Source organism: Amycolatopsis sp. cmx-11-32 (assembly GCF_047608695.1).
Taxonomy (GTDB): Bacteria; Actinomycetota; Actinomycetes; order Mycobacteriales; family Pseudonocardiaceae; genus Amycolatopsis.
This window is the reverse complement of sequence record NZ_JADNQN010000011.1, coordinates 90,125-103,831: the sequence shown is the minus strand read 5'-3', so window position 1 is coordinate 103,831 and position 13,707 is coordinate 90,125. Positions and strand designations below refer to the sequence as shown.

At 69.1% G+C, this 13,707-nt stretch carries 12 protein-coding genes, 1 pseudogene and 1 riboswitch; of the genes and pseudogenes, 8 read left to right on the top strand and 5 right to left on the bottom strand.

Annotation, left to right across the window (positions count from 1 at the left end):
* Positions 1–175: 175 nt before the first annotated feature.
* The 3 genes and pseudogenes from argS to ACM6LR_RS28800 all read right to left on the bottom strand — a co-directional run.
* Positions 176–1,174, bottom strand: a pseudogene (gene argS / locus ACM6LR_RS28810) (arginine--tRNA ligase); the annotation flags it as partial.
* A gap of 72 nt (positions 1,175–1,246) precedes the next feature.
* The gene (locus tag ACM6LR_RS28805) at positions 1,247–2,533 is read right to left on the bottom strand and encodes an MFS transporter (RefSeq protein WP_414944929.1); all 1,287 of its coding nucleotides are present in this window, start codon (positions 2,531–2,533) and stop codon (positions 1,247–1,249) included.
* Positions 2,534–2,611: 78 nt separating this feature from the next.
* The gene (locus ACM6LR_RS28800; protein ID WP_414940562.1) at positions 2,612–2,851 is read right to left on the bottom strand and encodes a hypothetical protein; all 240 of its coding nucleotides are present in this window, start codon (positions 2,849–2,851) and stop codon (positions 2,612–2,614) included.
* Between the two features lie 119 nt (positions 2,852–2,970).
* Between ACM6LR_RS28800 and ACM6LR_RS28795 the strand changes: the two genes are divergently transcribed.
* On the top strand, positions 2,971–3,111 hold the full coding sequence (locus tag ACM6LR_RS28795) for a hypothetical protein (RefSeq protein ID WP_414940561.1): 141 nt from the start codon (positions 2,971–2,973) through the stop codon (positions 3,109–3,111).
* Positions 3,112–3,365: 254 nt separating this feature from the next.
* Here ACM6LR_RS28795 and ACM6LR_RS28790 read toward each other — a convergent pair whose 3' ends face one another.
* Positions 3,366–5,471, bottom strand: coding sequence for a RecQ family ATP-dependent DNA helicase (locus ACM6LR_RS28790; RefSeq protein ID WP_414940560.1), 2,106 nt, complete (start codon positions 5,469–5,471; stop codon positions 3,366–3,368).
* A 161-nt stretch (positions 5,472–5,632) separates the two neighbouring features.
* Between ACM6LR_RS28790 and nadD the strand changes: the two genes are divergently transcribed.
* The 7 genes from nadD to ACM6LR_RS28755 all read left to right on the top strand — a co-directional run bounded on the left by nadD (position 5,633) and on the right by ACM6LR_RS28755 (position 12,159).
* Positions 5,633–6,232: a nicotinate-nucleotide adenylyltransferase gene (gene nadD / locus ACM6LR_RS28785; protein WP_414940559.1), complete on the top strand. Its 600-nt coding sequence runs from the start codon at positions 5,633–5,635 to the stop codon at positions 6,230–6,232.
* A gap of 54 nt (positions 6,233–6,286) precedes the next feature.
* Positions 6,287–6,691, top strand: coding sequence for a ribosome silencing factor (gene rsfS / locus ACM6LR_RS28780; protein ID WP_016332398.1), 405 nt, complete (start codon positions 6,287–6,289; stop codon positions 6,689–6,691).
* Complete coding sequence (locus ACM6LR_RS28775) at positions 6,688–7,302, top strand: histidine phosphatase family protein (protein WP_414940558.1); 615 nt, start codon at positions 6,688–6,690, stop codon at positions 7,300–7,302. The genes rsfS and ACM6LR_RS28775 overlap by 4 nt, the downstream gene beginning before the upstream one ends.
* Positions 7,303–7,305: 3 nt before the next feature.
* Positions 7,306–8,031: a diglucosylglycerate octanoyltransferase gene (octT, locus tag ACM6LR_RS28770; RefSeq protein WP_414940557.1), complete on the top strand. Its 726-nt coding sequence runs from the start codon at positions 7,306–7,308 to the stop codon at positions 8,029–8,031.
* Positions 8,032–8,041: 10 nt separating this feature from the next.
* A complete protein-coding gene (locus ACM6LR_RS28765) occupies positions 8,042–8,887 on the top strand; it encodes a DegV family protein (RefSeq protein WP_414940556.1) in 846 nt (281 codons plus the stop codon).
* Between the two features lie 147 nt (positions 8,888–9,034).
* Positions 9,035–9,757, top strand: coding sequence for a ComEA family DNA-binding protein (locus ACM6LR_RS28760; RefSeq protein ID WP_414944928.1), 723 nt, complete (start codon positions 9,035–9,037; stop codon positions 9,755–9,757).
* On the top strand, positions 9,754–12,159 hold the full coding sequence (locus ACM6LR_RS28755; protein WP_414944927.1) for a ComEC/Rec2 family competence protein: 2,406 nt from the start codon (positions 9,754–9,756) through the stop codon (positions 12,157–12,159). Before ACM6LR_RS28760 ends, ACM6LR_RS28755 begins: the two co-directional genes overlap by 4 nt.
* Before the next feature lie 17 nt (positions 12,160–12,176).
* On the opposite strand, the gene thrC is transcribed toward ACM6LR_RS28755, so the two are convergent.
* Positions 12,177–13,442: a threonine synthase gene (gene thrC, locus ACM6LR_RS28750; protein WP_414940553.1), complete on the bottom strand. Its 1,266-nt coding sequence runs from the start codon at positions 13,440–13,442 to the stop codon at positions 12,177–12,179.
* Between the two features lie 11 nt (positions 13,443–13,453).
* A riboswitch (SAM riboswitch) is annotated at positions 13,454–13,586 on the bottom strand.
* Positions 13,587–13,707: the final 121 nt, after the last annotated feature.

The following is a 13,707-nucleotide window of genomic DNA, read 5'->3' as shown; positions in this document are numbered from 1 at the left end:
CTTTCTTTCTGCACTCTTTAGTCCAGGAGGGTGCCGAAAGGTTCAAGTGACAGCGGGGGACCTTTGCTATCGCTTCCCCGGAACGGCGAGGTGACCGACGAGCCGTGCCAGCTGTTCGCCGTAGGTCTTGGCGAATTCGGCCGAGTTCGGGTCTGACCCGAAACGGCTCGTACGGGGTCTTCATGGCGTGGCTGTCCTCGCCGAGCACTGAGCCGAATCCGATGTGCTCGGCCTTATGCTCCTCGCGGAGCCAGCCGGCTGCCCGGCACACGGTGAACATCATCGCGAAATGCTGTGCTCGGGGCGCGCCGACGACGTAAAGCAGATCGGTGACCCCGCGCTGTTCCGTCCAGTAGCGCAGGGTCGCGAGATCGGTGGCCGCATAGCCGTAACCGCCGTCCCGCTTGCGAACGATGAGCGGCAGCGGCTCGCTTCCCGGTTGCGGAAGCCGTCGGGGAAGGCACCGACGGCGCCGTCACTGATCGCGGTCAGTCCCGCGCGGGTCAGATCGTCCACGAGCGCGGCGAGAAACGGGTTGTAGAAGCTCTCTCCGTAGGCATCCCCACTCGACAGGCCGATCCCGAGAAGTTCGTAGACCTGGGTGAAGTGCCGTGTCGACTCGTCGACCAGCTGCCGCCATAACGACAAGGTCTTGTCGTCGCCGCTTTGAAGGAGCACCACACGCTCCCGCGACCGCGTCGCGAAGTCCTCGTCGGTTTCGAACTTCGACCGGGCGGCCTGATAGAAGCCGTTGAGACTCCCGACCGGATAAGGGGCCGACAGGCGTTCGTCGAGCAGCTACTCGATCAGCATGCCGAACGGGGTCCCTCAATCACCGAGATGGTCGTGCGGGATGACGTCGTGCCCGGCGGAACCGCAGCAGCCGCGCGATCGCGTCACCGATGACGGTGGGCCGGAGATGCCCGACATGCAGCTCCTTCGCCACGTTCGGGCTGCTGTAGTCGATGGCTATCCGCCGCGGTCGCGGCGTCACCGCGGCGCCGAGCCGTGGGTCACCGTTGATCGCGGTCGCCCGGTGTTCCGGCCAGGACGAACGCAGTGTGAAGTTGAGGAAGCCCGGTCCCGCGACCGTCGGCGGCTCGATGTCGAGAACGTGGCAAAGGGCTGTCACCACGCGTCGCGCCAATTGCTCGCTTACATCGCCGAACAACATGGTGTCCCTCCTTCGCACTCGTCGTAGGAGCGCGAAGGTATCCACCTCGGTACGCCGTCAGCGACGGAGCTTTCAGCGCAGGTCGCTGCCCTTGGTCTCCGGCAGGGTCCGGATGACGAAGAACGCGATCGCCGCTCCGACGGCCACGTACCAGAAGAACAACGTCGACAGGCCGGCGTCGGACAGCGCGGTGAGCACCAGGGGAGCGGTGCCGCCGAACAGTGCGACGGTCAGGTTGTACCAGGCGCCGATGCCCAGGCCGCGCAGTTCGGTGGGGAACAGTTCGCTCATGATCGCGGGCGCGATCGACGTCATCGCCGTGTACAGGCAGAGCCCGACGCAGAACACGACCAGCAGCCCCGGCAACCCCGGACGGACCAAAGTGGACAGTGGGACGATGAGGATCGCGGTCGCCGCCGACCAGACGAGCAACTGCGGCTTGCGGCCGAAGCGATCGGACAGCGCACCCATCGGGTACTGCAGCGCGACGAACAACGCGGTCGAGATCGACAACGCCAGGAACACATCGACGTCGTCGGCCTTGCGGGTCTTGACCGCGAAGGACGTCAGTGCGCTGAAGAACGTGTAGTAGCAGAGGGTCGACAGCATCGAGAAGCCCACGAGCTGCACGACAGCGCGCGGGTGCTCGCGCAGAGTGGTGCGCAGCGGACGTTCGACCCGGCGCGCGGTCGACTTCTTCTCCTCGAAGATCTCGGTTTCGGCGAGACTGCGCCGGAGCCACAGGCCGATGATGCCGAGGACACCACCAAGCAGGAACGGGATCCGCCAGCCGTACGCGGTCAAGTCCGCTTTGGACATCGTCCGCGCGAGCACGAAACCGAGGATCGAGGCGATCAGGACGGCGGAACCGGTCGAGATGTAGAAGAACGCGGAGTACCGCCCGCGGCGTGTGGGTGGCGCGATCTCACCCAAGTAAGCCGAAGCGTTGGAGACCTCGCCGCCGAGCGACAGTCCTTGCGCCACCCTCGCCAGCAGCAACAGGATCGGGGCCAGCCAGCCGACCTGATCGAACGTCGGCAGGAGGCCGATGGCCACCGAACCGCCCGCCATCAGCACAATGGTCAGGATCATCGCCGGCTTCCGGCCTCTGACGTCGGCGAAGCGGCCGAGCAACATCCCGCCGAGCGGCCGGAAGAAGAACGCCAGCGCGTACGTGGCAAAGGTGTTGATCAGCGCCAGCGCTTCGTTGCCCTTCGGGAAGAACTCGCTGGCGAAGTAGATGCTGAAGGTCGCGTAGATGGTCCAGTCGAACCACTCCAGTGCGTTCCCGACACTGGCGGCGAACAGCTTCTTCACCGGGAGCCGATGCCCTAGCCGCTCCGTTGTTGAGTCCGCCATCGGCACCTCCGTACTCGCGCGTGGACGGAACCTTGCCAGAAAGTTCCCGTGCGGAGAAGAACCTGTCGAATGCTGGGATCAGTTCGAGGTGATCGGGGTGTGTTCGACGGCCCATGCCAGCGCCTTGTCCGCGGCCTCCTTCCAGCTGTCCTGGCCGACGATGTAGTGCGTCTGACCGGCCAACTCGACGTACTCGGTGACCGACGGTGACTTGCGGTACCGCTTGACCATCGAAGGCTGGGCGATGAGGTTCGCGGTACCGACGGTCGTCCTCAGCAGCGGCGCCCGGTCGGGCTTCGCGAAATCGACCTTCGTCACCGCCCGGGGGTTGAACTTGACGAAGGCGCCTTGGAAGTGCACGCGGGCGGCGGTTGTTGGTAACGGCGTAGTGGAACTGCTTTGGCGTGAGCGGGACGGCTTCCTGGGGTTGAACGGGTTTGCCCAACACCGGCCCCGAGGCGATCGCGACCCCGGCGGCGCCGACCCCGCGGTCGAGCGGCAACTGGATGAACACCCCGCCGAACGAGTGGCCGATGATGATCGGCGGCTTGTCCAGCGCCCGGATGATCCGTTCGTAGTGGTCGACGATCTCCCGCAACACCTCCGCGCCGGCTCCGAGGCCGGGCCGATCGGTGCGAGCACCTCGAAGCCGAAGTTCTCGCAGCGCTCGATCCAGTGTTCCCAGCTCAGCGGGGTCATTCAGACTCCGTGCACCAGGACGATCGTGTCGGCGGACGCGGGGCGGATCTTCGTGTTCATTCGGACGTCCGGGCCTACACGAGACAGGGCGTTCTGTCGCATCGTCTCACTCCTTCGGCTTACGGTTCCTGAGTCACGAGGTGCTGGCGAGGGCGAACGGCAGAACGGCGCGGGCCCCGGCCTGGCGGAGCAAGCGCGCGGACAGCGTCGTCGTCCACCCGGTGTCGATCAGATCGTCGACCAGCAGGATCGGGCCCTCGGCCGCGGCGACCTTGGCGGCGAGATCGTCGGGAAGGTCGAGCCGCTTCCACAGATCGGCCAGCCGTTGCGCGCTGTTCGCCTGACGCGGGGGCGGTCCCGCCGAGGCGATGGCGCCCAGGTATTCCAATCGTCCGATCGAGGCCAGCTTCGTCGCCAGACCGTGGACCAGCTGAGGCCGGGTGGCGGACGGTACCTCCACCACCGCGACCGGGCGCTCCGCCCACTGCCAGCCCTTGAGCACCTCGATACAGGCTTGGAAGACCGGATCGGGTAGCTCGGCGTCCGCCGCCGACGGTCCGACCAGTTCGCGCAGTCTCGCACCCCAGCCGACGTCGGTCACCCGGCCCACGACCTGACCGGTTTCGGCCTGCTCGCCCGCCGGCAGCCGTCCGGAAAGCGGGACGTCCAGCCCCGCCATTCCGGTCGGCCACATCTTCCGAGGCGCGACCTCGACCCCCGGCCGGCGCAGGCGTTGCCGGGTGGCGTCGACGACGTCGTCGGAAATCGTGGTGTCCCAATGCTTTCCGGTGCAGTTGTCGCACCGGCCGCAAGGTGTCGCCTCGGGATCGTCCAACTGCTTACGCAGGTACTCCATCCGGCAGCCGCTGGTTTCGAGATAGGCGAGCATGGCGTTCTGTTCGTTGGTCCGCGCCGCGCTCACGCGCGCGTAGCGTTCCTTGTCGTAGCGCCACTCTTCGCCGGTGCCTTCCCAACCGCCCTTCACCCGTCGGACCGCGCCGTCAACGTCCAGCACCTTGAGGACCATCTCCAGCCGGGACCGGGACAGTTCGACGAACGGTTCGAGCGCGGGTGTCGACAGTGGACGGTCCGCGTACGCCAGCGCGTTGAGCACCTGGGTCACCCGTAGTTCGTCCGGGAACGCCAGTGAACCGAAGTACGCCCAGATGTCCTTGTCCTCGTGGCCCGGCAACAGGATCACTTCCGCGCGATCGACGCCACGCCCGGCACGGCCGACCTGCTGGTAGTACGCGATCGGCGAGGACGGGGCGCCGAGGTGGACGACGAATCCCAGGTCCGGCTTGTCGAATCCCATGCCCAGCGCCGATGTGGCCACCAGTGCCTTGACGTTGTTGTTCAGCAGATCGTCTTCGGCCGCTTGCCGGTCCGCCGGGTCGGTCTTGCCGGTGTAGGCGGCGACCGGATAGCCGCGCTCGGTCAGCAGCCCCGCCACGTCGTGGGCGGCCGCGACGGTGAGCGTGTAGATGATCCCGGAGCCCGGCAGCTCTTCCAGGTGTTCGGCCAGCCAGGCGAGCCGGGCTTGCGAAGTAGGCAGCTCGGCCACCGACAGATGGAGGCTTTCGCGGTCCAAGGTGCCGCGCAGGACGAGAGTGCCGCCCCCGTTGCCGATGCCGAGTTGCTCGGCGACGTCGGTCGCCACCCGGTCGTTCGCGGTCGCGGTGGTGGCGAGTACCGGGACGCCCTCGGGCAAATCCTTCAGCAGCGTTCGCAGTCGCCGGTAGTCCGGCCGGAAGTCGTGGCCCCAGTCCGAAATGCAGTGCGCCTCGTCGACGACGAGCAGGCCGGCGCTCGCGGTCAGCTTCGGCAGGACGGTGTCGCGGAAGTCCGGGTTGTTCAGCCGCTCCGGGCTGACCAGCAGGACGTCGACCTCGCCCGCCGCGATCGCGGCCTGGACCTGATCCCACTCCTGCGGGTTCGCGGAGTTCATCGTCACCGCGTGGATACCCGCCTTCGCGGCCGCGGAGATCTGGTTGCGCATCAGGGCCAGCAGGGGCGAGATGATCACGGTCGGGCCTTCGCCGCGTTCTCGCAGCAACGCGGTCGCCAGGAAGTACACCGCCGACTTCCCCCAGCCGGTGCGCTGGACGACGAGCGCGCGACGGCGGTGCGCGACCAGCGCCTCGATGGCCGTCCACTGGTCTTCGCGCAGCCGGGCGCTATCGCCGGCCAGCGCCCGGAGGAGGGTCTCGGCGCGGTCCCGGAGAGTTGAGGTGTCCACGTCCCCACCTCTACCCCATGCCACCGACGAAGTCGCGATCGGCATGTCGTGAACGGACCGTTCATCCACGAAACCGAGGGTAATGTGACCCAGATCACCACCGGTCGGTGGGTCCGGCGACCCGAGCGGGACAGCTCCACCGATGTATAGGCTCACGACCCATGTCACCACGCAGGATCGGGGTCATGGGCGGCACCTTCGACCCCGTGCACCACGGACACCTCGTCGCGGCCAGTGAGGTCCAATCCCGGTTCGCGCTCGACGAGGTCATCTTCGTGCCCACCGGCCAGCCGTGGCAGAAGTCCGACCGGGTCGTCACCCGGGCCGAGGACCGCTATTTGATGACGGTGATCGCGACCGCGTCCAACCCTGTCTTCTCGGTCAGCCGCGTCGACATCGACCGCGTCGGGCAGACCTACACCGTCGACACCCTGCGCGACCTGCGTGCGGAGTATCCGGACGACCAGCTGTTCTTCATCACCGGCGCGGACGCGCTCGAGCAGATCCTCACCTGGCGCAACGCCGACGAGCTGTTCGACCTGGCGCATTTCATCGGCGTCACCAGGCCGGGTTATCGGCTCAATTCGCAGCACCTGCCGAGTGGGAAGGTGAGCCTGGTCGAGGTGACCGCGATGGCGATCTCGTCCACCGCCTGCCGCGAGCGGGTCGAAGGCGGGGAACCCGTCTGGTACCTCGTCCCCGACGGTGTGGTGCGCTACATCGCCAAAAAGGACCTCTATCGCAAAGACCCCCGTGGCTGACCGGGTACTCTCGTCGGGCGCACCTGCGAGTAAAGCCATCTTTTGAGGAGAACTGTGACAGCCACGTCCGAGGCACGAGAGCTGGCCGTAGCGGCCGCCCATGCGGCGGCGGACAAGAAGGCGAGCGACGTGGTCGTGCTGGACGTGTCCGACCAGCTGGTGATCACCGACGCCTTCGTGATCGCGTCCGCGCCCAACGAGCGCCAGGTCGGCGCGATCGTCGACAACGTCGAGGAGCAGCTACGGCTCGGCGGGCACAAGCCCGTTCGCCGTGAGGGCGCCCGCGAGGGCCGTTGGGTCCTGCTGGACTACGTCGACGTCGTCATCCACGTCCAGCACCAGGAGGAACGCTCCTTCTACGGTCTTGAGCGGCTCTGGAAGGACTGCCCGCGGATCGAGGTCGCCGGTTTGGAGACACCCGCCGAGGAGGACCCCGCCGACGCGCAAGGCGCCTCGTGAGTCCGCGGCGGCTGGTGCTCTGGCGCCACGGTGAGACCGACTACAACGCGGCGGGCCGGATGCAGGGGCATCTGGACTCCGCGTTGACGCCGGTCGGCTGGAACCAGGCCCGGTTCGCCGTACCCGCGCTCGCCCGATTCTCACCGGATCTGGTGATCGCCTCGGATCTGCGCCGCGCGACCGACACGGCCACCGTGCTCACGGAGGCCATCGGCGTCCCGCTGCGGATCGACAAGCGCCTTCGGGAAACCCATCTGGGTGAATGGCAGGGCTTCACCGGCCAGCAGGTCGACGAGGCCTACCCTGGCGAACGCGCCCGCTGGCGGGTCGACGCGACCTGGGCGCCGCCCGGCGGCGAGTCGCGAGTGGATGTCGCCGAACGCGCGCTGGAGGTCGTCGCGGATCTGGATCAACCCAATGCCGACGCCGGCGACGCCGTGCTGCTGGCCACGCACGGCGGTCTGATCATCGCGCTGACCGCGAAGCTGCTCGGCCTGCCGGTCTCGTCCTGGCCGTCGCTGGGCGGGATCGCGAACTGCCACTGGGTCGAGCTGACCCGGCGTGACGGCGCCTGGCGCCTGGCCGCCTACAACGCGGGAATCACCGGCTGATCCATGGCCCCGCGCCTGCTGGTGTTCGGCGATTCCCTCAGCTTCCACGGCCCGGACGGCCCGCTCGCCGCCGACGACGCGCGCCTGTGGCCCAACATCGCCGCCGTAGCGCTCGGTGGCGACGCGGACCTCGTCGCCGGGTTCGGCTGGACCGCCCGCGACGCCTGGTGGTCGCTGATCGGCGACCCGCGTGTCTGGGCCGATCTGCACCACGTCGACGCCGTCGTGCTGGCTGTCGGGAGCATGGACACACTGCCCTCGCCATTGCCCACCTACCTGCGCACCGGCCTTCGTTACCTGCGGCCCGACCCGCTGCGGAGAGTGGTCCGCAAGACCTACCTGGCCGCTCAGCCGCGGCTCGCGATCGCCCTTCGGGGACGTCCGGTGGTCTTGCCTTCGAAACTGACCGTCCATTACCTCGACACCGCTGTGGGAGCCCTGCGGGTGCTGCGCCCGGAACTGCCGATCTTCGGCATCTTGCCGTCCGTGCACCGATCCGACGCCTACGGCCGGGTGCACACGGCCCGCGCCGGTGCCGCCGCCGCCATCGCCGGCTGGGGGCGGCGCGCGGACGTGCCACTGCTGGATCTGGAAGCCGTCGTCGGCGACCACGTGCTGAGCGGCCGGGGCAATCCGGACGGGATGCACTGGGGCTGGGAAGGACATGCCGCCGCCGGCGCGGAAATGGCCCGCCTGATGGCCCCGGTGTTGCGCCCCGCGGCAACGTAGGCTGGCTGCCGTGTCGGTAGCCGTAGTCACGGATTCCACCGCCCACCTGCCGGAAGGCTTCGCCGAACGGAACGGGATCCGGGTGGTCCCGCTGCACGTCCTCGTGGACGGCGTCGTCTTCCTCGACGGCGTCGAAATGGGTCCCGCTGCCTTGGCCGAAGCGCTCGGCAAACGCAGCATGGTGACGACGTCCCGGCCGACGCCCGCCGAATTCGTCAAGGAGTTCCGGGCGGCGCTGGCCGACGGCGCGGACGCCGTCGTGTCGGTCCATCTGTCCCGCGAACTGTCCGGGACCTGGGAGGCGGCGGTACTCGCGGCGCAGGAGGTCGGGCCGGACAAGGTGCGTGTGGTCGATTCACGCAGCACCGCGATGGGACTCGGCTTCGCTGCCTTGCGTGCGGCGAGTGCCGCCGCGGACGGGGCCGGTCCGGCCGAGGTGGAGGCGGCGGCGGTCGACGCGGTGAGCCGTTCGGAGACCTTGTTCGCCGTCGAGACCCTCGAGTATCTGCGCCGTGGCGGTCGGATCGGCCCGGCGGCCGCCCTGCTCGGCACGGCGCTCGCGGTGAAACCGGTACTGCACATGTCCGAAGGCAGGATTCAGCCGCTGGAGAAGGTGCGGACGATGAACCGCGCGGTGGCGCGGCTGGTCGAACTCGCGGTGAAGGCGGCCGGCGGAGGACTCGCCGACATCGCCGTCCACCATCTGGCTTCACCGGAGCGCGCCGTCGAACTGGCCAACCGGCTGGAGGAGTCCATCAGCTGTCCGGAGGGGTGTGTGGTGTCGGAGATCGGCGCCGTCATCGGGGCTCACACCGGTCCCGGTGTGCTCGGTGTCGTGATCCAGCGAGCGGGCTGAGGAAAACCCGCAACCATCCCACACGGCACTGACAGAACCCGGTGACGCGGCTCCGGCCGTCGCCGAGTTGTCCACAACACCCCACTTGTCCACAGCCCCGGGATTCACCACTGCCGCCCGCCACCCCCGCTCCGTAGCGTCGTTCACGTGTTCGACCAAACCGCCCGATCATCGGGTTCCTCCGTCAACGCCAGGCTGGCGTGGCTGGCCGCGCAGCTGTCGCCACCCACCCAGGGCCCGCCCGCGGGCAGGCTCGTGCGCCGCTGGGTGCCCGCCCGGTTCACGGCGGACGGGATACCGGTGAAACGGCGGTGGTTCGCCGTGGTGGCCGTGGTCATCGCGGTGGCCGTGATCGTGGCAGGCGCGATCACTTTGTTCGGACACCGGCCAGGGGCGGAGCCCCTTCCGCCCCTGCCGTCGGCCAAGGCCGCCGGAGACGCCCCCGCCGCGGCGGCCAAGGCGCCTCTGGTGGTCAGCGTCGTCGGCCGGGTGGTCAACCCAGGCCTGGTCACGATCCCTTCGGGCGCACGGGTCGCCGATGCCCTCACGGCGGCCGGTGGGGCACAGCCCGGAACGGATCTGACCGGGCTGAACCTGGCCAGGCGGCTCACCGACGGCGAACAGGTGGCCGTCGGTGTCCCAGGGCCCGCCGCGGCGGGCCCTGGGACACCACCGGGAAAGCTCGACCTGAACACGGCCACGGCCGAGCAACTCGACACCCTGCCCGGGGTCGGCGAAGTGATGGCCAAACGCATCGTCGACTGGCGGTCCGGGCACGGCGGGTTCACCACGGTCGAGCAACTCCGTGACGTAGAAGGGATCGGCGAAGCTAAATTCAAGAAAGTCCGGGAGTTGGTGTCCGTCGGATGAACCCGTCCGCCGATCCGTCCGAAGTGGACACCGCGTCGTGGCGAGGTCAGGACCTGCGGCTCGTACCGGCCGCGGCGACGGCCTGGCTGGGCACCCTTTCCGGGCTGCTCGGCGGCTGGTGGATCACGATGCTCTGCGGTGCGGCCGCCGTGGTGCTCGCGATAGCCGCCGGAGTCCGTGCCCACCGGAAGGCGTCCCGGTGGGTGGCGGGCCTGGGTGCGCTGGCGGTCCTCGGCGTGCTCACCGCGGGCCCGGTGGCGCTGCGGATCCGGGCCGCCGAGCATGACGACCTCCGTGCCGCCGCCGTACGGGGGAGTGAGGCCACCATGAGGGTGGTGGTCACCGAGCGGCCACGTCCGGTCCGCGGCGCCGGATACGCCGATCGCCAGGCAGGCACCCGCCTGGTGGTCGTCGCCGCGACGGTGGACGCCGTGGTGGCCGATGAGCGGGCGGTGGATTCGGCAGGCCGGATCCTCCTGCTCGCTCCCGCGGAGGGATGGGCGGACCTGCTGCCCGGGCAGCAGGTCACCGCCTCCGGGCGGCTCGCGCCTGCCAAGGGTGCCGAACTCACGGTCGCGGTCCTCTCGGTGCGCGGACCGCCGTCAGCCCTCGGGCCGGCGCCCTGGTGGCAGCGAGCCGCGGAATCGCTGCGCACCGGGCTCCGGGGCCTGTGCGCCGTCCTCCCGGAGGAACAGGCCGGTCTCGTGCCCGGACTGGTCGTGGGGGACACGAGCACGTTGTCCCCGAGGGTCGAACGTGAGTTCACGGACTCCGGCATGTCCCATCTGATGGCCGTGAGCGGTGGGAATGTGGCGATCGTCTGCGGCTCGATCCTTCTTCTGCTAAGGGCGCTCCGGGTCGGGCCGCGGACGTCCGCCGCCGCGGCCGCCGCGGGGCTCGCCGGTTTCGTGGTCCTCGCCGGGCCCGCGCCCAGCGTGCTCCGCGCCGGGGTGATGGGGGCGGTCGGGTTGCTGGCGCTCGCCCTGGGGCGCAAGGGGTCGGCGCTGCCCGCGATGGCCTTCGCGGTGGCGGGGCTCGTCGTGGCCGATCCCGCGATGGCCGCCGACTTTGGATTCGCCCTTTCGGTGCTGGCCACGGCGGGGCTGGTCCTGTTGGCCCCGCGGTGGGCCGAGTGGCTGGTCGCCCGCGGTGTGCCGTCCGGCTACGCCGAGGGACTGGCCGTCCCGCTGGCCGCGTTCGTAATGACGGCACCGGTCATCGCGGGTATGGCGGGAGCGGTCAGTCTCGTCTCGGTGGTGACCAATGTGCTCGCCGCCCCGGTGGTCGCCCCGGCCACCGTGTTCGGCGTGCTCGCCACCGTCGTCGGACCGTGGTGGCCGTCGGCGGGCAGGCTGTTGGTCCGGCTGACCGAACCCGAGGCGAGTTGGCTCATCACCGTTGCCCGCCACGGCGCTCGCGCGCCGGGAGCGGTCGTGGACTGGCCGGATGGCTGGTGGGGCGGGCTTTTGGCAGCCGGTCTGCTCGTCGTCTTGCTCGTCACCGTCCGGCTGCGTCACACCAGGATCCTGCTGGCGGTCGCCTTGGCGGGCGGACTCCTCGTCTTCGTGCCGGTGCGGGTGCTGGCCCCGGCGTGGCCACCGGCTTCGTGGAGCGCTGTCACCTGCGATGTCGGACAGGGTGACGCCGTCGTCCTCGCCACGGCCGAGCCGGGGAGGGCGGTCCTGGTCGACACCGGGCCGGAACCGGGACCGGTCGACGAATGCCTGAGCAGGCTCGGGGTGGACCGTGTGCCGTTGATCGTGCTGAGCCATCTGCACGCCGACCACATCGGCGGTCTCGAATCCGTTTTCGAGGGCAGGTCGGTCGGTGCGGTCGCCGTCGGCCCGGGCCGGGCTCCCGCCTGGGCGTGGCGGAAGGTCGCCGACGAGACCGCGCGTCGTGGAATTCCCTTGCTGGAACTGGGGATCGGGCAACGGCTGGACTGGCCGGGGCTGTCGCTGGAGGTACTGGGGCCGCGGTATGTCACTCGACGATCGGTCCTCGAACAAGACGGCACGGTGATCAACAACGGCTCCGTCGTCCTGCGGGCCGGGACGCCGGCGGGCCGGTTACTGTTGACCGGCGACGTCGAACTCGCCGCGCAGGCGGACCTGATGGCCGAGGGAACCGATCTGTGTGCCGAGATCCTGAAGGTTCCGCACCACGGAAGCCGTTACACGGCACCGGATTTCCTCAACGCCGTCGCGCCACGGGCCGCGTTGGTGAGTGTCGGTGCCGGAAACACCTATGGTCACCCGAACAAGTCCACTTTGGACAACCTGGCGGCTGTCGGTGCCTCGATCGCCAGAACGGACACGGACGGCGACACCGCGGTCGTCGCCGACGCGCGAGGCCTCGCCTTGGTGCGCAGGGGTGAGCCCCGCGGCCCGCCTCGTTCTTGAGGCGGGCCGGCGGGAACTCAGATGCCGAGTGCCTCGCGGACCGCGTCGGCCGACGCGCTGACGGTCGCTTTCGGGCCGATTTTGTCCTCGACGGCGTCGAGCGTCTTGAGGCCGTCACCGGTGATCAGCAGGACGATCTCCTCGTCCGGGTTGAGTTTGCCGGTCTCGATGAGCTTCTTGGCCGTCGCCACGGTGACCCCACCGGCGGTCTCGGTGAAGACGCCTTCGGTGCGGGCGAGCAGCCGGATACCTTCGACGACCTCTTCGTCGCTGACGTCTTCGATCGAGCCACCGGTGCGCTTGACCACGTCGAGGACATACGGGCCGTCGGCCGGGTTGCCGATCGCCAGCGACCGGGCGATCGTGTCCGGCTTGACCGGCTGGACGACGTCGCGGCCCGCGCGGAACGCCGCCGAGACGGGGGAGCAGCCGGTGGCCTGCGCGCCGAACACCTTGTACGGCGTTTCGTCGACGAGGCCGAGCTGTCCGAACTCGCGGAAACCCTTGTCCACCTTGGTGAGCTGGGAACCGGAGGCGATCGGCACCACGATCTGAGAGGGAAGCCGCCAGCCGAGCTGCTCGGCGACCTCGAAGGCCAGTGTCTTGGAGCCTTCCGAGTAGTAGGGCCGGACGTTCACGTTGACGAACGCCCAGCTTTCCTGCTCGGCGGCGAGCTGGGTGGCGAGCCGGTTCACATCGTCGTAGTTGCCGTCGACCGCGATCAGGTCACCGTCGTACACGGCGGTGGTGAGGATCTTGGCGCGCTCGAGGGTCTTCGGGATCAGCACGACCGACCGCCAGCCGGCGCGGGCGGCCGCGGCGGCGACCGCGTTGGCCAGGTTACCGGTCGACGGACAGGCGAGCACGTCGAACCCGAACTCGCGTGCGGCGGCCAGCGCGACGGCGACCACGCGGTCCTTGAACGAGTGGGTCGGGTTGCCGGTGTCGTCCTTGACCCAGACCTTCTTGACGCCCAACGCCTTCGCGAGCCTGTCGGCCTGGATGAGCCGGGTGGCGCCGGGTTCGGTGTTGGGGATTTCTTCGACGTTCGAGGGAACGGGAAGGAGCTTCTTGTAGCGCCAGATGTTTTTCGGCCCGGCTTCGATGTCCTCGCGGCGCACGCGGCCGAAGTCGTAGGCGACCTCGAGCGGCGAGAAGTCCTCCGCGGAAACGAACTCGGGGGCGAGCGGCTGCCGGTGTCCCTCTTCCTTCGACACCAGTTCGACGGCGGGTCCGAGATCCGGGGTCTTGGTGGTGGAGGTCGTGCCGAGGGTTGCGGTCATCGCGAGGTCCTTCCTCATCTGCCCCGCCGTGGCGGGCCGGAATTGGCACCGTGTTCGTCAGCTATCCCGCGATCGCGGGATGACAGGCTGACGCCGGTTGCCGGGGCTTCATCGGGCCGTTCCCTCTGCCCCTCTGGATGAGCGGTATTCGATTGTCGGCACGCGTGTCATCGCGTCGCCTCGCCAACACCGTACGACATGGGCCTCGCGTGGGGCCACCGTGCCCGGAACACATCACCGGACAAAGCACACGAGAGGAGGAGTG